The sequence below is a fragment of the Kitasatospora sp. NPDC048545 genome (assembly GCF_040651155.1).
Classification (GTDB): domain Bacteria; phylum Actinomycetota; class Actinomycetes; order Streptomycetales; family Streptomycetaceae; genus Kitasatospora.
In genome coordinates this window covers 109,683-129,685 of record NZ_JBEZIQ010000010.1, presented here as the reverse complement: position 1 = coordinate 129,685, position 20,003 = coordinate 109,683, and the positions used below count along the sequence as shown (strand labels likewise).

General features: G+C 74.8%; 13 protein-coding genes and 1 pseudogene. 3 read left to right on the top strand and 11 right to left on the bottom strand.

Features of this window, described 5'->3' with window-relative positions; genetic code table 11:
* Positions 1 to 82 precede the first annotated feature (82 nt).
* Positions 83 to 835 (bottom strand): response regulator transcription factor, encoded by a 753-nt coding sequence (locus AB0D10_RS12580; protein WP_360254737.1) that lies wholly within the window; start codon positions 833 to 835, stop codon positions 83 to 85.
* Positions 828 to 2,288: a PspC domain-containing protein gene (locus tag AB0D10_RS12575; RefSeq protein ID WP_360254735.1), complete on the bottom strand. Its 1,461-nt coding sequence runs from the start codon at positions 2,286 to 2,288 to the stop codon at positions 828 to 830. The genes AB0D10_RS12580 and AB0D10_RS12575 overlap by 8 nt, the downstream gene beginning before the upstream one ends.
* Positions 2,289 to 2,422: 134 nt before the next feature.
* On the opposite strand from AB0D10_RS12575, the gene AB0D10_RS12570 reads away from it, so the two are divergent.
* The gene (locus AB0D10_RS12570; protein ID WP_360254733.1) at positions 2,423 to 3,853 is read left to right on the top strand and encodes a PspC domain-containing protein; all 1,431 of its coding nucleotides are present in this window, start codon (positions 2,423 to 2,425) and stop codon (positions 3,851 to 3,853) included.
* On the top strand, positions 3,850 to 4,059 hold the full coding sequence (locus tag AB0D10_RS12565) for a hypothetical protein (RefSeq protein ID WP_359911252.1): 210 nt from the start codon (positions 3,850 to 3,852) through the stop codon (positions 4,057 to 4,059). Before AB0D10_RS12570 ends, AB0D10_RS12565 begins: the two co-directional genes overlap by 4 nt.
* 37 nt (positions 4,060 to 4,096) lie before the next feature.
* Here AB0D10_RS12565 and AB0D10_RS12560 read toward each other — a convergent pair whose 3' ends face one another.
* From AB0D10_RS12560 to AB0D10_RS12520, 9 genes and pseudogenes are all read right to left on the bottom strand, one after another.
* Complete coding sequence (locus AB0D10_RS12560) at positions 4,097 to 4,381, bottom strand: Rieske (2Fe-2S) protein (protein WP_360254839.1); 285 nt, start codon at positions 4,379 to 4,381, stop codon at positions 4,097 to 4,099.
* 219 nt (positions 4,382 to 4,600) lie between these two features.
* Positions 4,601 to 5,116, bottom strand: a pseudogene (locus AB0D10_RS12555) (DoxX family membrane protein); the annotation flags it as partial.
* A 220-nt stretch (positions 5,117 to 5,336) separates the two neighbouring features.
* Positions 5,337 to 6,932, bottom strand: a complete 1,596-nt coding sequence (gene guaA, locus AB0D10_RS12550; protein ID WP_360254731.1) for a glutamine-hydrolyzing GMP synthase — start codon at positions 6,930 to 6,932, stop codon at positions 5,337 to 5,339.
* 971 nt (positions 6,933 to 7,903) lie between these two features.
* Entirely contained in the window at positions 7,904 to 9,652 is a 1,749-nt protein-coding gene (locus AB0D10_RS12545) for a proline-rich domain-containing protein (RefSeq protein WP_360254729.1), read from the bottom strand.
* A 375-nt stretch (positions 9,653 to 10,027) separates the two neighbouring features.
* Positions 10,028 to 11,890, bottom strand: coding sequence for a GMC family oxidoreductase (locus AB0D10_RS12540; RefSeq protein ID WP_360254727.1), 1,863 nt, complete (start codon positions 11,888 to 11,890; stop codon positions 10,028 to 10,030).
* Between the two features lie 59 nt (positions 11,891 to 11,949).
* The gene (locus AB0D10_RS12535) at positions 11,950 to 13,581 is read right to left on the bottom strand and encodes a succinic semialdehyde dehydrogenase (RefSeq protein WP_360254725.1); all 1,632 of its coding nucleotides are present in this window, start codon (positions 13,579 to 13,581) and stop codon (positions 11,950 to 11,952) included.
* A gap of 117 nt (positions 13,582 to 13,698) precedes the next feature.
* Positions 13,699 to 15,453: a protein kinase gene (locus tag AB0D10_RS12530; protein ID WP_360254723.1), complete on the bottom strand. Its 1,755-nt coding sequence runs from the start codon at positions 15,451 to 15,453 to the stop codon at positions 13,699 to 13,701.
* A 161-nt stretch (positions 15,454 to 15,614) separates the two neighbouring features.
* Positions 15,615 to 16,733 carry a protein kinase gene (locus tag AB0D10_RS12525; RefSeq protein WP_360254721.1) on the bottom strand — a complete coding sequence of 373 codons (1,119 nt, stop codon included), beginning with the start codon at positions 16,731 to 16,733 and terminating at the stop codon, positions 15,615 to 15,617.
* Between the two features lie 346 nt (positions 16,734 to 17,079).
* Positions 17,080 to 19,098 carry a protein kinase gene (locus AB0D10_RS12520; protein WP_360254719.1) on the bottom strand — a complete coding sequence of 673 codons (2,019 nt, stop codon included), beginning with the start codon at positions 19,096 to 19,098 and terminating at the stop codon, positions 17,080 to 17,082.
* A 252-nt stretch (positions 19,099 to 19,350) separates the two neighbouring features.
* On the opposite strand from AB0D10_RS12520, the gene AB0D10_RS12515 reads away from it, so the two are divergent.
* Entirely contained in the window at positions 19,351 to 19,926 is a 576-nt protein-coding gene (locus tag AB0D10_RS12515) for a hypothetical protein (RefSeq protein ID WP_360254717.1), read from the top strand.
* The last annotated feature ends 77 nt before the right edge of the window (positions 19,927 to 20,003 follow it).

Here is a 20,003-nt window from a genome sequence, read left to right as displayed (position 1 = left end):
GCACTCCGAGTCTATGGCCACGCACCGACAAGCCCGCCCGACCGGAGGAATCCGGCCGGGCGGGCTCGACCGCGGACGCGGCTCAGACCAGGCGGCGGGCGGTGGCCCAGCGGGTCAGCTCGTGGCGGTTGCTGAGCTGGAGCTTGCGCAGCACGGCGGAGACGTGGCTCTCGACGGTCTTCACCGAGATGAAGAGCTGCTTGGCGATCTCCTTGTAGGCGTAGCCGCGGGCGATCAGGCGCAGGACCTCGCGCTCGCGCTGGGTGAGGCGGTCCAGGTCCTCGTCGACCGGCGGGGTGTCGGTGGCCGCGAAGGCGTCCAGGACGAAACCGGCCAGCCGGGGCGAGAACACCGCGTCGCCGTCGGCGATCCGGAAGATCGCGTTCACCAGGTCGGTGCCGGTGATGGTCTTGGTGACGTAGCCGCGCGCGCCGCCGCGGATGACGCCGATGACGTCCTCGGCGGCGTCCGACACGGACAGCGCCAGGAACTTCACGCCGCCCGTCCGTCGCCCGCCACCGCCCTCGTCCGAGGCGCTCCGTGCCGCCCCGCCGTCCCCCATCACGCCGACCGAGCGGCGCAGCACCTCGACGCCGCCGCCGCCGGGCAGGTGGACGTCGAGCAGGACCACGTCGGGCCTGGTCTCGGCGACCACCCGGACCGCGGAGTCCACGTCGTCGGCCTCGCCGACCACGTCGATCCCGGTCACGTCGGTGCGGCCGATCTCGGCCCGGACGCCCGTCCGGAACATCCGGTGGTCGTCCACCAGCACGACCCGCGCAGTACGCCCCCCGCCCTCGGCCGGGGAGGCCCCCATCGGCGCTGCCTCAGTCATTCGTTCTCTCCATCTCCAGCTCGACCTCGGTACCGCCGCCCGCTGCCGGCCGCACCCGAGCGGTGCCGCCGTTGCGCTTCATCCGGCCGATGATCGACTCCCGTACGCCCATCCGGTCCTCGGGCACCGTGTCCGGGTCGAAGCCGGGGCCGTGGTCGCGGACGAACACCGACACCGTCCTCCCCTCCACCTCGGCGTAGACCTGGACCGGTCCCCCGCCACCGTACTTGGCCGCGTTGACGGTCGCCTCCCTCGCGGCCTGCATCTGTGCCGCGATCCTCTCGTCCATCGGGCAGTCACCGACGATGACGAGCTCGACCTGGACGCCGTGCCGGTCCTCGACCTCGGCGACGGCGGCGCGCAGGGTCTCCGCCATGGTGTCCGGCGCGGCCTCGGCGGCGGCCTCCGGGCGGTACAGCCACAGCCGCAGTTCGCGCTCCTGCGAGCGGGCCAGCCGCAGGACCTCCTTGGGGTCCTCGGCCCGGCGCTGGATCAGGGTCAGGGTGTGCAGCACCGAGTCGTGGATGTGGGCGGCGATCTCGGCCCGCTCCTGCGCGCGGATGCGGGCGGTCCGCTCGGCGCCGAGGTCCTGCCACAGCCGCAGGCCGTACGGGCCGAGCAGCACCAGCACCCCGGCGAGCACCGCGAGCGAGGCCTCGACGACCGAGCCGAGCGTGGAGCCGCTGCCCTGCATGGCGAGCAGCGCGATGGTGCCGGCCACCGCGAGCAGCACGCCGGCGCCGACCCGGGTGTAGGCGCCGCGCCGCTTCTCGCCTTCCTCGATGCCGAACCAGCGCTGCCAGCGCGAGTCGTCGGCCTGCCGCCAGACCAGCGCGACGCCGACGCCGATCGCCAGCAGCGGCCAGGTGTACGGCTTGGCGGTCTGCCAGCCGAGCACGTTGAGCAGGGCGATCAGGCCGATCACGACCATGACCAGGGCGGCGAGCTGGCCGAGGCCGCCCTGCCCGTTCTTGGTGGCCGGCGCCGCGGCCGCGCCCTCGGCGGGCGGCGCCACCGGCTCGCCCTGCAGCGTGTGCTGGAGCAGCTGGCGCAGCCGGCCGAGCCAGCCGCCGGTGGGGCCCTTGCTCAGCAGGCCGCCCTGCAGCCCGGGGGTGGCCGGCACGAACACGCCGTTGAGGTACATCCACTGGGCGCCGCCGCGCGCCGAGGGCTCGCCGATGCCGATCGGCACCACGAACCAGAACGCGGCGTACAGCAGGGCGCCGATCCCCTGCGCGAAGAACAGCAGGACGAAGGCGAGCCGCACCCAGCGCACCGGCAGCCCGAGGTGCACCGCCAGGCCGTGCGCGACGCCGCCGAGCATCCGGCCCTGCGGGCTGCGGTAGAGCCGGCGGTACGGCGGCTTCCCGCCGTCGGTCGGGTTGGGGTCCGCGCCGGCCGACGGCGCGGCGTCGGGGGCGGTGGTTCGGGGATCGGTACCGGGGGCTGCCACGCCACCGATGGTTCCACGCGCGCCGCCGCGGGCGCATCAGGGTGTGTCCCTAGCCCGTCTCAGGGACAAGTCAGGGTACGGGCAGGGGTACTCCCGGTTGGGCCGGACCGGCACCTGCCGGAAGGATGGTGCCCATGACCGAGGACCACCGCATCGAGGAGGCCGGGCCTGCCGCCCCGCCGGAACCGCGACCGCCACTGACCCGGGCCGAGCACCACCGCGTGGTGGCCGGCGTCTGCGGCGGCCTCGGCCGGCACCTGGACATCGACCCGGTGGTCTTCCGGGTGGTCGTCGTGGTGCTCTGCCTCTCCGGCGGCCTCGGGCTGTTCCTGTACGGCCTGGCCTGGCTGATCGTCCCGACCGACGAGGAGTCGAAGGGGCGCGGCGGGCGCACGGAGCTCCAGCGGGTGCTCACCGGCCGGGTGGACGGCCAGTCGGTCGGCGCGGTGCTGCTGACCGTGATCGGCACCGGGGTGTTCTTCTCCTCGATGGGCGACGGCGACCAGATGTTCCCGCTGCTGCTGCTCGCCGGCCTGGTCTTCCTGGCGGTGCGCTACGACCCGGAGCGCCGGCGCGGCCGGGGGCCCGGGCGCCGGCGCGGCGGCCCGTACGACCGCCACTTCCCCGCGCCCGGGTCCGAGGGCTACGTCTGGCCGCGGCCGGAGCCGGACGGGGCGGCCGGCGCCGGGCACGCCGCCGACCGGGCCGCCGGGACGGTCCCCGCCGACGGTCCGGCGCCGGGCGCGAGCGGCTACCTGTGGGACCCGCGCCACCCCGAGCGCAACCCGTACGGCGGAAACGCGTCCGCGACCCCCACCCCGCCGTTCGGCACCCCGGTGCCGCCGGCCGGCGGCCCGGCCCAGCCGTGGTGGCAGCGCGCCGACCTGCCCGAGGGCGACCCGCTGCGCAAGGAGGACCCGAAGCGCCGTTCCGAGCCCGCCGTGGTGCGGCGCCCCCGGGAGCGCTCGGCGCTCGGCTTCTTCGGCTTCCTGCTGGCGATCGGCGCGGCCGCCGCGGTCTGGTCCGCGTCCACGAACCACCACGACCCGACCGTGCTGGGCTCGACCGCGCTGGCCACCGCGCTGCTGGTGGTCGGCCTGACCCTGCTGGTCGGCGCGAAGTTCGGCCGGGCCCGCAAGCTGGCGGCGACCGGTCTGCTGCTCACCCTGGCGCTGGCCTTCGTCGGGCACTCACCGGACTCGATGAAGAACGCCGTCGGCGAGCGCGACTGGACGGTCACCACGGCCTCCGACCTGCACGACCGCTACAACCTCGGCGCCGGGCAGGTCCGGCTGGACCTGGCGGGGCTCGACCCGGCCGGCGCCACCCTCGCCACCAAGGTCGACCTCGGCGCCGGCGACATGACCGTCACCGTGCCGGACGACGTGACCGTGAACGTGGTCGCCCGCGTGGGCCTCGGCAACATCGACACCCCGGGTGACCGCAGCGACAGCACCGGACGGCACACCTATCTGATCGGCCCGGTCGACGGCCGGGCCTCCAAGGGCACGCTCAACCTCGAACTCGGCATCGGGCTCGGCAACATCAAGGTGGTCCAGCAGTGAGGAAGCACCGGCTCGACCTGTTCTCGCTGATCGCGGGCGCGCTGTTCACCGTGCTCGCCGTGCTCTACCTGGTCGCCGCGCTCAACGACCAGTCGGTGAACGGACGGATCGTCATCCCGGTCACCTTCATCGTGCTCGGCGTCGGCGGCCTGGCGGGCGCGGTCGCGGCGGTGGCCCGCCGCGGCCGCCCGGACCGCGAGGAGTGACCCGCGCCGGGGCTCCCGGCACGGGCCGTCCCGGTCCTCAGCTCTGCTGCGGGCCCAGGGTCAGCTGGTCGCCGTCCTTGGTGACGGTGTACTTCGGCAGCGGCTTGACCGCCGGCCCGTTGACCACCGCGCCGGTGCCGGCGTCGAACCGGGAGCCGTGGCAGGGGCAGTAGAGCCGGCCGTTCTTCGGGGCGTCCACCGCGCAGCCGGAGTGGGTGCACACCGAGGAGAGGCCGCAGTACTGGCCCGCCGTGGGCTGCACGATGTAGACGGCGTCCCCGGTGGCGGGGTCCTTGACCTGGGCCGAGCCGCCGACCGGCACGCTCGCGGCGGGCACGGTGGGGGCGGGGGCCGCGGCGCCGGGGACGGGGGCGGCCGACTGCTTGGCCACGGCCTGCCTGCCCCGGCCGAAGGTGCGGGTCAGCGAACCGGTGAGCAGTCCGGCGCCGCCGACCGCGACGGCCGCGATGCCGCCGTCCACCAGCGCCCGGCGCTTGACCTGGTCCTCGCCCAGCCCCCGCCCGCGGTCGCGCTCGGCCCGGCGGGCGAAGTAGCCGTCCAGGGAGAGGTACGGGGTGCCGGCGAGCACCAGCGGGGTCCAGGCCATCAGGTAGGCGAGGTCGTTGCCGAGGTAGTACGGCGAGACGCTCCAGCTGACGGTCAGCCAGAGGCTGAGGTTGAGGAGCGCGCCGCCGAGTGCGGCGACCCGGCCCCAGAGGCCGAGCAGGGTGCCGAGGCCGACCGCCAGCTCGCCGAAGGCGACGGCGAGCGCGAACAGGGTCGGGTGGTCGAGGGCGGGGCCGAGCAGGAAGGAGATCGGGCTGCCGCCGGCCTTGGCGGCCTGGGTCTGCGAGACGAAGGAGGCCGGGTCACCCGCGCCGGCCAGGAAGTGCGCGTCGGAGAGCTTGTCGAGGGCGGCGTAGACGAAGGTGACTCCGAGGAAGAGCCGGAGCGGGAGCAGCGCGTACCCGGACGCGAGCGCCCGCCACTGTGCCGCCCGGTCGGCCCGGCCGGCCGCTCCCCCGCCGGTCGGCTCCGCGTTGCTGGCCTCCGACATCCCGCACACCTTCCTTCTCGGCCTGCCACTCCCTGACAGGTCCGGTCCGCATTCTGCCCGCTCCTGCCCATTTTCGGTGGGAGGTCCCACCCGAGGAGCGGCTCCCGCACCGCGAACGGCCGCGCCGCCGCTCCCTTGCATACGGGAACGACGGCGCGACCGTTCAGGCTCCGACCTCAGGCCCCCGTCGAGGACGGGCGCCGGCGGCCGGCGGGAGTGCCTACTCCCACTCGATGGTGCCCGGCGGCTTGCTGGTGACGTCGACGACGACGCGGTTCACGTCGCGGACCTCGTTGGTGATCCGGGTGGAGATCCGGGCCAGCACGTCATAGGGCAGGCGCGACCAGTCGGCGGTCATGGCGTCCTCGGACGAGACCGGGCGCAGCACGATCGGGTGACCGTAGGTGCGGCCGTCGCCCTGCACGCCCACGCTGCGGACGTCGGCGAGCAGCACGACCGGGCACTGCCAGATCTCGCGGTCCAGACCGGCCGCGGTCAGCTCCTCGCGGGCGATCGCGTCGGCGTCGCGGAGCAGGTCCAGGCGCTCCTGGGTGACCTCGCCGACGATCCGGATGCCCAGGCCGGGGCCCGGGAACGGCTGGCGCTGGACGATCTCCTCCGGCAGGCCCAGCTCCTGGCCGACCATCCGGACCTCGTCCTTGAACAGCTTGCGCAGCGGCTCGACCAGCTGGAACTGCAGGTCCTCGGGCAGGCCGCCCACGTTGTGGTGGGACTTGATGTTGGCGGTGCCGGTGCCGCCGCCGGACTCCACCACGTCCGGGTACAGGGTGCCCTGGACCAGGAAGTCGACCGACTCGCCCTGCGAGCCGGCCTCGGCGATGATCTCGGCCTGGGCCTGCTCGAAGACCCGGATGAACTCCCGGCCGATGATCTTGCGCTTCTCCTCGGGGTCGGTGACCCCCTTCAGCGCGTTCAGGAACCGCTCGGCGGCGTCGACGACCTTCAGCTGCACGCCGGTGGCGGCCACGAAGTCCTTCTCGACCTGCTCGGTCTCACCCTTGCGCATCAGGCCGTGGTCGACGTAGACGCAGGTCAGCCGGTCACCGATGGCCTTGTTGACCAGGGCGGCCGCGACCGCGGAGTCCACGCCGCCGGACAGGCCGCAGATCGCGCGCTTGGTGCCGACCTGCTCGCGGATCAGGGCGATCTGCTCCTCGACCACGCTGCCGGTGGTCCAGGTCGGGGCGATGCCGGCGCCGCGGTAGAGGAAGTGCTCCAGGATCTGCTGGCCGTGGTCGGAGTGCAGCACCTCGGGGTGGTACTGGACGCCGTACAGGCGGGCCTCGTCGTTCTCGAAGGCGGCGACCGGGACCACGTCGGTGGAGGCGGTGACGGTGAAGCCCTCCGGCGCGGCGGAGCAGGCGTCGCCGTGCGACATCCACACCGAGTGCTGCGTGGGGACACCCTCGAACAGGGTGGAGCCGGCGCGGGAGACGGCCAGCGGGGTGCGGCCGTACTCGCGGGCGCCGGTGTTGTCGACGGTGCCGCCGAGCGTCACGGCCATCAGCTGGAAGCCGTAGCACATCCCGAAGACCGGGACACCGGCCTCGAAGATCGCGCGGTCGATCTGCGGCGCGCCCTCTTCGTAGACCGACGACGGGCCACCGGAGAGGATGATCGCCTTGGGGTTCTTGGCGAGCATCTCGGCCACCGGCATGCTGCTCGGCACGATCTCGCTGTAGACCCGCGCCTCACGCACCCGACGGGCGATGAGCTGGGCGTACTGGGCACCGAAGTCGACCACCAGGACGGTGTCGTTCTCCGGCACGGACTGGACGGGAATTGCAGAGGACACAGACGGCCTTCCGGCAGCGGTATCGAGGTGTCACGCGGAGCCGCCTCCCCCTGCGGGGACGCGGTGGCGACGGGTGTGGGGTGTCTGGACACCGATTCTACCGGGCTGTCCGGTTTCACTCGTCTGCACGTCCAAAGGGCCGTGACCGGGCGGGGCCGCGATTCGTTGCTTCAGACGACCGTACGGCCGCGCCGCGTCCGCCAGACGCGCCGACCGACCCCCGCGGGGGCACCGCCGTACGGCTGCAGGACCACGCGTGGAGCTTCACCCCAGTCCACCGGCGCACGTGGCGCCGCCACCCGGTCTGCCGGGAGCGCGGCTCCGTGGGACCGTGCGCGGGTGCCGCGGCCGGCCAGCAGGGGACAGCGACCCCGGCCGCGACTGGGCCGAGAGGTGGGACGGCCGGAGTCCGGGGACGCCCGGGACCGGCCGTCGCACCCCCGGCCCGAGCCGGTGCACACCCGGCGCACTTCTCCGTCAGTCCCGCGCCGCTACGCGCGTCCCGGTGCGCCGCAACCCCAGGTCACTACGCACCGTGATCATCGGCGGCTGTCCCGGCAACACATGCACCGGATCGAACTGTGCCGAATCGGTTGCAGAGCGAGCCCCTCGTCCAGCACGATGCTCGTTGTAAGCCTTTCTCCCGGCGACCTGACGGCTCGCCGAGGAGGCCGGCCGACGACGTGCCGCAGCCTCCGCACAGCCAGGCGACAGCGGTTTTCACTTCACGCTCCGTGAGCGAGGAACCGGCGCAGACCCGCGCGCCGCGAGCCGTTCCGCGCGCGTGCGTGCCCCGCACCGACGGCCACCCGCACCGGGAACCGCGACGCGGACCGAAGCCAACCGACACGACGGCGCTCCTCCCCCGGCGCCGTCACCCCAGCACCGGCGCGGCCCTGACGCCGAGTGCTGAGCGACAAAGGGCCCCGTTCCCCCGCGGGGCCCTTTGCCCTTTCCAGGGCCCGCCGGGCTCAGGGGTGCTCGCGCCAGACGCTCGGATCGACCGGCTCCTCGCCCCGGGGCGACGGCACGTCGGCGACCGTCGGCGCACCGGCCGGGGTCCCGGCCGCGGGGGTGGGCGGCGCCTCGTGCGAGCCGAGCACCTCGCTCACCCCGCTCCCGGGCGCGGGCGGCCCGTCCTGCGGCGCGGCGGCCCGCAGCGGGACGTCATGCACCGGAGCGCCCCCGCCCGGCACGTCCTGCCCCGGGCCGGCCTGCGCGGGAACACCGTGCGCGGGAACACCGTGCGCGGGAACACCGTGCGGCGACGTCGGCACGAGCGGCACCCCCGACGGCACGGGCGGCAGCGGGGTGTACGGATGCGGAGCCGCGCCCCCGGGTGCACCGTCGTACGACGCACCGCCGTACGACGCACCGCCGTACGGGCCCTTGGCGTACCCGGCACCCGCGCCGCCGCCGCGGACCGCCGCCAGCAGCGGCGGCACCAGCAGAGCACCGGCCAGCGCCCAGACCGCGTTGGCCGCCAGGACGGTGAGGAAGGTCAGCCCGACCGCGTTCTCCTGGGACACCTGCAGGTCGGAGGTCCGGCTCCAGCCCGCCATCGACGAGGTCCGGGTCATCATCGCCCCGGCCACCGCCATCAGCACGGTCAGCGCCGCGGCGTGCACGGCCGCCAGCCGCAGCCGGTCGGCCGCGTCCAGCTGCCGCCGGTGCGCCGTCCAGCCGAGCGTCCCCGCCGCGACGAGCGCCAGCAGGCCGGCCCAGCGCCAGTCGGCGGTCACCTGGTCGTGCAGGTCGAAGAAGGACAGGTTCAGGTCCTCGCTGCGCTTGCCCCAGGACGTCTCACCGCCGGTCAGGCCGCTGTGGGCCTGGAAGGTCGCCCCCGAGCCGAAGCCCAGCAGGGTCAGGCCGAGGTTGGGCAGGAAGGCCAGCGCCAGCCCGACCTGCCCGCCGTTCGTGCTGTTCGCCGCGACCAGGACGAAGGCCGCCACCGCGGACAGCGCCACCGACACCGCCATCGCCCGGCCCGCGCTCAGCGCGGCGACCGCCCAGCCGCGCACCGACCGGCTGCGCCAGGCCGCCCAGCGCAGCGCGTCGGTGCCGTGGACGACGAAGGCCAGCAGTCCGGCCAGCAGCAGGGTCCAGCCGACCGCCTCCAGCCAGCCGGCGCCCGCGGTGATCACCGGCCGGGACAGGTCCTGGCCGCTGGTGCCGGTGTAGTCGGGCACGTCGAAGGTGTCCTGCGGCTGCCAGGTCGTACCGCCGACTGCCCAGAGCACCGTGGTCACCCCGGCCAGGACCAAGGCGGTGCGCAGCGCCTCCCCGGCGGCCTGGGCGCGGGTCAGCTGTCCCACCACCGCCTTGTGGCGGCGCAGCCCGGCCCGCAGGCCGCGCCAGAGCGCCAGGCACCACAGGACGGTGACGGTCATCGGCGCCACCCGGAGGACGATGTCCATCCGTTCGGTGTGGCCCCGGCTCAGCGGGCTCTGGTAGCCGATCCTGAAGGGCGCGCCGAGGGCGTTCAGCGCCATCGACAGCGTCGCGCCGAAACGGTCGCCGAAGTCCGGCGACCGGAACCGGTACTCGTACTGGTAGTCGCTCGGGATGGCCGCGATCAGTGCGGCCATCAGCAGGACGAGGGTCGGCGCGACGGCCGCCCTGAGAGCCGGGCGCCAGTCCGCCCCGGTGAGCAGGCGGTGGACGGGTGACTGAGGGGCGTACGGCGTCCCGGTGCCCCAACTGCCCACCGCGGGCGGCACGGCCGGGCCCCCGCCGGGGCCGTACGGCGGCGTCGCCGCGAACCCCGGCGGGCTCCCGGGCGCACCGGACGAACCGGGCGCACCACGCGGCGGGGGTACGGCCGGGGGCACGGCGGGCGGCACCGGCGGAGGTGCGGCCGGCAGGGCTGCGGGCGGGGCTGCGGGCGGCGGCGGGGGCGCGACCGGCCGCCCGCACGAGCCGCAGGCCGACGCCCCCTCCACCGAAGTCGCGCCGCACGATGCGCAGTTGGCCATGGACCGGTTCCCCCCGCTCGACGAGTCCCTGGGCTGCCCCAAGGAGCCCGTTTATCCCATCGGACCCGAACGGATGTCAACCGGGAACGCCGGCACCCGAATTGGCCCTTCGCAGGGGCTTCAGCCCTGCTTCTTCGGGACCTCCGGGACGGGCAGCAGCGGCAGCCGCAGCGCGCCGAACGCGCGCTCCGGCACGGCCGGCCGCAGCGGCGCCACCGGGGTGACCCGCCGGTACGCCTCGTCCTGCGCCGGGCGCCGGTCGGCCTCGCCCTTGTTCGGCCACATCGACATGGCGCGCTCGGCCTGCGCGGTGATGGTGAGCGAGGGGTTGACGCCGAGGTTGGCGGAGACGGCCGCGCCGTCCACCACGCTGATCCCGGGGTAGCCGTACAGCCGGTGGTACGGGTCGACCACGCCGGTCTCGGGAGCGTCGCCGATCGGGCAGCCGCCGAGGAAGTGCGCGGTCATCGGGATGTCGAAGATCTCGCCGACGGTGCTGCCCGCGAAGCCGTTGATCTCGGCGGCCAGCGCTTGGGCGCCGCGTTCGGCGGCCGGGATCCAGGTCGGGTTGGGGGCGCCGTGGCCCTGGCTGGAGGTGAGCCGGTCCTTGCCGAGCGGGCCCTTCTTCAGCGAGACGGTGATCGAGTTGTCCAGCGACTGCATCACCAGACCGATGATCGTCTTCTCGGACCAGCCGCGCTGGTCCATCGAGCGGGCGAAGGTCACCGGGTGAAGGACCGAGTTGCCCAGGTAGCGCAGCCAGCGCGGGCCCCGTCCGCCGCCCTTGACCTGGGCGATCGACAGCGCGCCCATCGCGTTGGAGCCCTTGCCGTAGCGGACCGGCTCGATGTGGGTGTTGGCGTCCGGGTGGATCGAGGAGGTGATCGCGACGCCCTTGGTGAAGTCCGCCTTGGCGCCGTAGCGCCGGTCGGTGGTCTGCGCGCCCACCAGGGCCTCGGAGTTGGTGCGGGTCAGCTCGCCGAGCCGGGTGGAGATCCGGGGCAGGTGCCCGGCGGCGCGCATCCGGTGCAGCAGCGACTGGGTGCCGTAGGTGCCGGCCGCGACGACCACCCGGGCGGCGGTGACGGTCCGCGCGCCCGCCTTCACCCGGTCCGTCTTCGAGCGCGAGTCGGTGCGGCGCACGTCCACGGCGTAGCCGCGGCTCCCGTCGGCCCCGCCGATCTCCCGGATCCGGGCCACCGTGGTGAGCGGGTGGATCTCCGCACCGCCCCGCTCCGCCAGGTACAGGTAGTTCTCGGTGAGCATGTTCTTGGCGCCGTGCCGGCAGCCGGTCATGCACTCGCCGCACTCCACGCAGGCCTTGCGGGCCGGGCCGGCGCCGCCGAAGTACGGGTCGGCGACCTCCTCACCGGGCGCCGCCTTCACCGCCCCTCCGCCGGACCCCGCCCCGGAGGTGCCCCCGGCGTCCTCGCCGTCGCCGAAGAACACCCCGACCGGCGCCATGTGGAAGGTGTCGGCGACTCCCATCTGCTCGGCGGCCGCCTTGAGGTGGACGTCGGAGGGGGTGACGGTCGGGTTCAGCCGGACCCCGAGCATCCGCTGCGCCTGGTCGTAGAACGGCGCCAGCTCCTCCTGCCAGTCGGTGATGTGGCGCCACTGGCGGTCCTCGAAGAAGGCCTTCGGCGGCACGTACAGGGTGTTGGCGTAGTTCAGCGACCCGCCGCCGACCCCGGCGCCGGCCAGGATCAGCACGTTGGCCAGCAGGTGGATCCGCTGGATGCCGTACAGACCGAGCTGCGGTGCCCACAGGTAGTTCTGCAGGTCCCAGGAGTTCTTGGGCAGTTCGTCCCGGTCGAAGCGCCGCCCGGCCTCCAGGACCGCGACGCGGTAGCCCTTCTCGGTCAGCCGCAGTGCCGCGACCGATCCGCCGAAGCCGGACCCGACCACGACCACGTCGTAGTCGAACTCCGCCGCACCGCCGGACTCCACCATCTGCCACCGCTCCTTCGCCGGGATGAACATGCCTGTGGGAAACGCGGGTCGGGCCCCGCACGACGGCGGGGCCCGCGTGCCGCTCGGGCCTACCTGAAGCGCAGCGCCTTGAGCGCGCGCAGCCCGCCGGTCATCACGGCGGCGAACTGCTTGTCGTCCAGGCCGAACGAGGGCGCGATCGGCATCAGCCGCTGGGTCGCGATGGTCTGCGCCTCGGTGAAGCGCAGGATGCCCTCGGCGCCGTGCCGGCGGCCCAGCCCGGAGTCGCCCATGCCGCCCATCGGGGAGGCGACCGAGCCGTACGCGGCCGCGTAGGCCTCGTTGACGTTGACCGTTCCGGTGCGCAGCCGGGCCGCGACCGTCCGGCCGCGCCGCAGGTCCTTGGTCCAGACGCTGGAGTTCAGGCCGTACGGCGTGGAGTTGGCGGCGGCCACCGCCTCCTCCTCGGTGTCGAAGCGGTAGACGGAGACGACCGGGCCGAAGGTCTCCTCGGAGCAGACCGCCATCTCCGGGGTGACGTCGTCGAGGATGGTCGGCTCGAAGAAGAACGGGCCGAGGTCCGGCCGGGCGTGCCCGCCCGCCACCACGGTGGCGCCCGCCTTGACCGCTTCCTCCACGTGCCGGGTGGTGGTCTCCAGCTGGCGGACGGAGACCAGCGAGCCCATGTCCGCGCCGTACGCGAGGCCGCCGCCGAGGCGCAGCGCCCGGGTGCGGGCGGCGAAGCGCTCCAGGAACCCGTCGGCCACCGAGCGGTGCACCAGCAGCCGCTCGATCGAGATGCACAGCTGCCCGGCGGAGGAGAAGCAGGCCCGGACGGCACCCGCGGCGGCGGCGTCGAGGTCGGCGTCGGAGAGCACCAGCATGGCGTTCTTGCCGCCGAGTTCGAGCGAGGCGCCGACGAGCCGGGCGGCGGCGCGCTGGGCGACGTCGCGGCCGGTACGGGTGGAGCCGGTGAACGAGACGTAGTCGGCGTGCTCCACCACGGCGGGGCCGATCACCGGCCCGTCACCGATCACGACCTGCCACAGGTCGGCCGGCAGCCCGGCCTCGACGAGCAGCTCGCGGGCCCACAGGGCGGTCAGCGCGGTCTGGGTGTCGGGCTTGTTGACCACCGCGTTGCCGGCCGCGAAGGCGGGCAGGGCGTCGCCGACGGACAGCTCCAGCGGGTAGTTCCAGGGCGAGATGTGGCCGATCACGCCCTTGGGGCGGCGGGCCTCGACCGCGTGGGTGAGCACCGGCAGCGCGCCGCCGCGCCGCTTGTCCTTGAGGTACGTGTGGGCGGTCCGCCCGTAGTGCCGGGCGGCCATGGCGACGGCCAGCACCTCCTCGAAGGCGTGCAGCCGGGCCTTGCCGGTCTCCGCCTGGATGAGGTCGAGCACCTCGTCCTGCCGCTTGAGCAGCAGGTCGTGGAAGCGCAGCAGGACGGCGGCGCGTCGGCGCACCGGCAGCGCGGCCCAGGCCGTCTGGGCGCGGCGGGCCAGCTGGAAGGCGACCTCGACGTCGGCCGGGGTGGACTGCGGCAGGCAGGCCAGCCGCTCGCCGGTCAACGGGGCGACGGTCTCCACCAGGTCGGGCTCGCCGGTGGCGGTGACGCCGACGGCCAGCCGGTCGACCAGGGACGGCGGGACGGCCGCCGCGACGGTCCGGGCCCCGCCGGGGGCCGCCGGGTTGCCGGCGCCGGGGTGTTCGGTGGCCACTGCATCTGCTGTGAGGTCCGACATACGGCGCAGCCTAGGCCTTCGGCGGCCGGTCCGGTACCCGTGGGTAACAAGAATCTGCCACAGTCGGGCGAAAGCGGGCGTCCCGGCCGCCGGAGCCTCCCCGCGGCCGGCCCCGGCTCAGCGGGTCGGCGTGAAGTCGCGGAGCACCGCGTTGAAGCGCTGTTCGGCCTCGGTCCACTCGTTGCCCCGCTCCGGGCTGGAGGAGTAGATCGCGTAGCTGGTGCCGTCGTCGTCGATGAACTCGGCCTCGACCGCCCGGCGCCGGCCGCCGCCCTGGGCGGCGTAGCTGAACTCCCAGACGGCCGCCTCGTGGCCGTTGACCGCGACGCTGGTCATCTTGTGCTGCTTGTAGTCCTTCAGCGACTTGGAGACGGAGCCCTCCATCTGCCGCATGTGCTCCAGCGGCTTCACCGACTGTCCGGCGGTGACGGCGAACTGCAGGTAGTGCGTCTTGTTGTCGGGGCTGTAGTAGATCTGGTTGTCGGAGGTGGTGCTGCGCTGCCAGGCCGGGGTGCCCGAGGGCAGTGGGAAGCGGAAGCCGGCCGGGTCGTCGACCCAGCGGTAGCCGTTGGGCGCCGCCGCCGAGGGGCTGGCGCCGGTGGTGGGCTCCGGCCCGGTGGACTCGACCGGCGCGGTCGGCGTCGGTTCCTCGGAGCCGCCGCCCACCACGTGCCGGGTGACGAGGAAGGTGCCGGCGGCCGCCAGCAGGCCGACCGCCACCGCGACGGCGACGATCCTGGCGGTGTTGCGGCGCTTGGCCGGGCCACGCGCGGGCGTGACGGCGTGCGCCACCGGCGTGACCGGCCCGGTGTGCGCCCGCGCGGTGTCCGCCCCGCCGCCCGAGGTCTCGTGAACGGCGGGCGTGGCCGTGGGCGTGCCGGCGGGCGCGTGCTGCTCGGTCGGCCCTTCGGCGCCCTCGGCACCTCCGTCCGGGGCCTCCGCGGTCTCCGCCGGGTGCTCACTGCGGTCCACCACCGGTACCGACTGGGTGGGCGCCCGCAGCGGCGCGACGCCCTTGAAGCCCATGGTGTGCCCGGCCTGGACCTCGGCCAGCATCCTGGCCACCTCGTCCGCGGTCGGGCGCTCGTCCGGGTCCTTGGCCATCAGCGCGGCCAGCACCGGACCGAGCGGCCCGGCCCGGCGCGACTCCGGCAGCGGCTCGTCGACGACCGCGGCCAGCGTGCTGATCGGCGAGTCCCGGCGGAACGGCGACTGGCCCTCGACCGCCGCGTACAGCGTCGCCCCGAGGCCCCACAGGTCGGAGGCCGGTCCGGGGCGCTCGCCCTGGGCGCGCTCCGGTGCCAGGTAGTCCGGCGAGCCCACCAGGTCACCCGGCCGGGTCAGCTCGGTGGAGCCCTCGTACTTCGCGATGCCGAAGTCCAGCAGCACCACCCGCCCGGTGCCGCGCTCCAGCAGCACGTTGGCGGGTTTCACGTCCCGGTGCAGCACGCCCAGCTGGTGGCCGCGGTGCAGCGCGGCGAGCACCTGACTGCCGACCTCGGCCGCGGCGCGCGGCTGCAGGGTGCCGTCCTGGCTGATCACGTCGGCCAGCGAGCGGCCGTCGACCAGTTCCATCACGATCCACGGCCGGCCGTCCTGCTCCAGCACGTCGTGCACGGTGATCACGCCGGGGTGCTTGATCCGCGCGGCCGCGCTGGCCTCGCGCTTCATCCGGGCGTGCAGGATCTGCAGGTCCTCCTCGGGGAGGTGGTTGACGGTCAGCTCCTTGACCGCGACCTCGCGGTCGAGCATCCGGTCCCAGGCCCGCCAGACGGTGCCCATGCCGCCACGGCCGAGCCGCTCGCCGAGCTCGTAACGCCCGGCCAGCAACCGCTCCGCCTCGGCCGCTTCCGGCCCGTCCTGCACACCCATCTGCGACCGCTCCCCCACACATTCCGCCTGCCGTCACCGCGACGGAGGGCCTGGTGCAGACCACTGTTCGAACAAATCCCACGCACACATTAGGCGCACCGTGCCGCCCCGGGTAATCACGCCCGCCTCCCGGAGCGGCGACACCCGGTCCGTCCGGGCCGTCAGCCTGCGAACAGCACCACGGCGGCAATTCCCAGCGCCAGCAGGACAAGGACTCCCCCCACCAGCAGCGGTCCCAGGAGGGCGGGGGCTATCCGTGGCGGTTTCCCGCCACCGCCGGCCCCCTGATCGGGGCCGTTGCCCGCCGCGGCACTCCCGGAATTCCCGGATCCTGCGCCCCGTCGGGCGCCCCGGCGCGGCCGCACCACCAACGGCGCCTGCGGCTTCAGCGTCACCGCCCGCGCCACCCGCTCCTCGTCCACCGGCTCCGGCGCGCCCGCCAGCAGCTCCGCCAGCTCCCGCCACACCGCCTCCGCGGTCGGCCGCAGCACCGGGTCGGGCTGCAGCAACCGCTCCACCAGCGGCCCGAGCGGCCCGCAGGCCGCCGAGTGCTCGCGCCGCCCGTCCCGCACGGCCGTCACCAGCTCCGGCACACCGCCCTCGGGGTACGGCGAGCGGCCGGTGACCAGCCGGTGCAGCAGCACCCCGAGCGCCCAGCAGTCGCCCGCCGGGCCGCCGTCGAGCGGCCAGCGCTCCGCCACCGGGCCGACCAGGGTGGCCCGTACGTCGTACCGGCGCCGCCCGCCCGGCCCGCCGAGCTCCTCGGCCAGCCCCTCCTGCGCCACCCCGGCGAGCAGCCCGCCGAGCATCGCCGCGCCGTCCTCGCAGACCAGTACCGAATCGGCGGTCAGATTGCCGTGGGTGAGGCCGGCCTCGTGCAGCGCCCGCAGCGCGCCGGCCAGGTCCGCCGCCAACTCGGCCGCCCGGTAGGGCTGCACCGGCCCGTCGACCAGCAGTTCGGCCGCCGTCAGCCCGGCCGGGCGCTCCTCCGCCGTCCACAGCAGCTCGCCCTCGACGAAGGCCCCGACCCCGCGCAGCAGCCGCGGGTGCTTGGCCGGCGCGGCCGAGCCGACCGCCGCCACCCGCCGCACCAGCCGGTCCGCCTGCGCGGGCACCGCGTCCTCCGGGTCCTGACCGGCGGTCAGCAGCGCGGGCAGTTCCAGGGCGCGCAGCAGTACCGATTCACCGGTCCGCTCGTCCACCGCGTGGGCGCGGAAGGGTTCGGGACGGTCCGTCAGCCGGTACCGTCCCGCCAGCAGTTGCCCGGGGCCACCTCGCATGTCAGTTCCTCTCGCTCACCGAGCAGCCTACTGAGCGTCTCCTTCGCACCCGGCCCGGTGGACCGGACCTGACCGGTCGACACCGCCTTCCGGGTGGCGGGGAACGACGACCGGACCGCCCGGGCGGAGGCCGTCCGCACCGTCGAGGGGCCGTCATCGACGGCGAGGAGCCGGTCGCCCGGTGCCGCCCGGCCGCGTCCGCGGGGGCGTCACCCGCCGGCTGTCCCTCCTAGGACGGGCAGCCGCCGGTACCGGTTCCGGGCGCCGTCATCCCACGGCGCCCGGCGACGGCTCGCAACTCATCGGCCGGGCCGCGCGGTTGGCCGCCCGGAAGCCGTCCCCGCGGTCACGGCGCGGGCTGGAAGGTGCCGAAGACGACGTCCCGGACCGGGGCCTGCGCGGCCCACTGCGCGTCCGGGACGATCCAGTAGATCGAGTAGCCGTACTTGGCCGGGGTCCCGGTCACGAAGCCGCGGTTGAGCGAGTGGGTCTTGGGCGTGCCGTTGGTCCACTCCCAGTCCGCCGCGTTGGTCCACTGCCGGTAGGTGATCGCCGACAGGTTCAGCCGCTGGTAGTTGGTGACCTGGCCGCGCACGTTGGGCTCGGACTGCTGCCAGTCGGCGACGGCGCTGTCGCCCGGCGAGGTGGTCCACTCGATCCGCAGCTGACTGCCGTCGGCCGGGTTCTTGAAGATCCGCCGGTTGGAGTCGGACCCGGCCGGCTGCAGCCAGTCCGGCAGGACGACCGAGAAGCCGCTCGGGTCCTTGTACTCGTGGTACCCGGCCGGCACCGCACCACCCGGCGCGGACGGCGCCGGGGTCTGCACGGGGGCGGGGGTCTGCACGGGAGCCGGGGTCTGCACGGGGGCCGTCGGCGTGGTGGCGGCGGGCTGCGCGGGAGCGGGAGCGGCGGGGGTGGTGGCGTCGGCGCCCGGCGTCCCGGTCTCCGCCGGTGCGGGCGCGGGCTCCGTCGCGGACGGCGCCGCGCCCTGGCTCGGCGGGGTGTCCGCGGTCGTCGCCACCGGCGAGGTGGCGCCCGCGCCGTGGGTGGACGCGCCCTTCGCGTCGCCGCCGACGGCCTGGAGCACCGCGACCACTCCCGCGATCAGCAGCAGCACCACGACCACGGTGGCGATGGCCAGCCGCCGCCGGCCGGTGCGCGGGTCGGCCCCGGCGGCCTGCGTCGCGCCCATCGTCCACTCGCTGGTCACCGGACGGATCGGGTCGGGCACCGGCTCCGTCGCCGCGGCGGTGGGCTCCGCCACGGCCGCCGCGGGCGGCTCCTCGTCCCGGGCCCGGCTGCCCACCCGGACCGTCCCCAGCAGCCCGCCCACGGTCCGCTTCCGGACGGCCTCGGGCTTCTCCGGCCCGGGCTCCGGCGTCGGCGTAGGCGTCGGTTCGGCCACGGCCTCGGGCTCGGGCTCGGCCACCGGCTTGGGCTCGGACGTCGGCCGCGGCTTCGACGACGGCTCGGGCGTGGCGGCCCCCGTCTCCACCGGCATCGCGTGCTCGGTGGTCGACTCGGCCTTCACGGTGACCTCCGCGACCACCCGCTTGAGCATCGACCGGGTCTGCGAGGCGTCCAGCCGCTCGGCCGGGTCCTTCTCCAGCAGCCCCTCGATCACCGGCTTCAGCGCCCCGGCGTTCGCCGGCATGACGAGGTCCTCGGTCATCACCGCGGTCAGGGTGGCCAGCGCCGAGCCCCGGTCGTACGGCGGGCGGCCCTCGACCATCGCGTACAGCGTGCCGCCCAGCGACCACAGGTCGGCCGGCGGCCCCGGCTTCTGCCCGCGGGCCCGCTCCGGGGATATGTACGAGGGCGCGCCGACCAGCATGCCGGTGGAGGTGACCGAGGCGTCGCCCTCCACGCTGGCGATGCCGAAGTCGGTCAGCACGACCCGGCCGTCATCGCCGATCAGCACGTTGGACGGCTTGACGTCCCGGTGCAGGATGCCCAGCGCGTGCGCGGCGATCAGCACGCCCAGCACGTCGAGCGCGATCTCGGCGGCCCGGCCGGGCGCGAGCGGCCCGTCCTCGCGGATGACGTCGGCCAGCGAGCGGGACTCGACCAGCTCCATGACGATCCACGGCCGGTCGTCCTCGTCGACCACGTCGAAGACGGTGACCGCCGAGTTGTGCCGGATCCGAGCGGTCGCCTTGGCCTCGCGCAGCGTCCGGACGATCAGCCGGTGCTTCTCCTCCTCCTCGACGCTGGCGTTCATCCGCAGTTCCTTGACCGCGACGGTCCTGCCCAGCATCTCGTCCTCGGCGCGCCAGACGGTGCCCATGCCGCCGCGTCCGAGCACGCCGTTCAGGCGGTAGCGGCCGGCCAGGAGGCGGCCGGTGGAACCCTGCGCCTGGGTCATTCGGAACGTTCCCCCATGTGCTGCTGGCGGTCGTGGTGACGGCGTGTCGGACCGGCCGGGCCCGAACGCCCAAGCCTCCATCATCCCCTGTCCCGGGGGCTCGCGACCACCCGCCCCCCGTCCCGACCCGGGACGAACCGGAACGGGAGCGGCGCTCCGTGCCCGATCTGTGATCGAAAACTCGCCAAGATCCGTCCGAATCACTGCTACCGTTCGGCAGCTCATCGTCTTTTCCGGGGGGATTCGACGCCCATGACCGCACCCGTACCGGGCACTGACGGCCCATCGGCGCGGCCGCGCACCGCCCAGCACTACTCGGTCGCACCGGCACCGGCCTCCCCCGAGGGCTACGTGGTGCCAGGCATGCCCGGCGCCCCGGTGAACGGTTACGAAACCGTCGAATCCGTCGTCCCGGTGCCCCGGCGCGCCCCCCGCCCCCGGCGCACCGCCCTGGCCCTCGTCCTCGCCGTCCTCGCGATGCTTCTCGGCGGCCTCGCCTACGGCTGCGCCCCGCTGCGCGCCGCCGACAGCCTCGGCTGGCTGGCCATCGCCCCGGCCGGCCTGGTCGCCCTCCCGCTCGGCCTGCTCGGTGGCCGGAACCGGCTCCTCCCGCCGCTCGGCGCCCTGCTCGCGGCGGGCGCGCTCCTGATCGGCCAGCTGACCGAACACCTGCGCCGGGTGCACGCCGGGGGTCCCGGCCCCCGCGGCCTCCTCCACAACGCCCTGGGCGCCTGGCGCGCCGACCTCCGCCCGCTCGACGCGGCGTTCTACGCCATCGCCCTGATCGGCGGCTTCCTCCTCACCCGCCGGACCGCCGACCGCGGCTGACCCCCCGCCGACCGCACCCGGACTCCCCCGGACAGCCCGAAGGCCCCGCCGTACCCGGCGGGGGCCTTCGTCAGCGC

Bases quoted from the DNA above. Each gene is read 5' to 3' on its own strand.
- AB0D10_RS12580 (WP_360254737.1), bottom strand. From the start codon at position 835: ATGACTGAGGCAGCGCCGATGGGGGCCTCCCCGGCCGAGGGCGGGGGG.
- AB0D10_RS12520 (WP_360254719.1), bottom strand. From the start codon at position 19,098: ATGACCCAGGCGCAGGGTTCCACCGGCCGCCTCCTGGCCGGCCGCTAC.
- AB0D10_RS12570 (WP_360254733.1), top strand. From the start codon at position 2,423: ATGACCGAGGACCACCGCATCGAGGAGGCCGGGCCTGCCGCCCCGCCG.
- AB0D10_RS12540 (WP_360254727.1), bottom strand. From the start codon at position 11,890: ATGTTCATCCCGGCGAAGGAGCGGTGGCAGATGGTGGAGTCCGGCGGT.
- AB0D10_RS12525 (WP_360254721.1), bottom strand. From the start codon at position 16,733: ATGCGAGGTGGCCCCGGGCAACTGCTGGCGGGACGGTACCGGCTGACG.
- AB0D10_RS12515 (WP_360254717.1), top strand. From the start codon at position 19,351: ATGACCGCACCCGTACCGGGCACTGACGGCCCATCGGCGCGGCCGCGC.
- AB0D10_RS12535 (WP_360254725.1), bottom strand. From the start codon at position 13,581: ATGTCGGACCTCACAGCAGATGCAGTGGCCACCGAACACCCCGGCGCC.
- AB0D10_RS12530 (WP_360254723.1), bottom strand. From the start codon at position 15,453: ATGGGTGTGCAGGACGGGCCGGAAGCGGCCGAGGCGGAGCGGTTGCTG.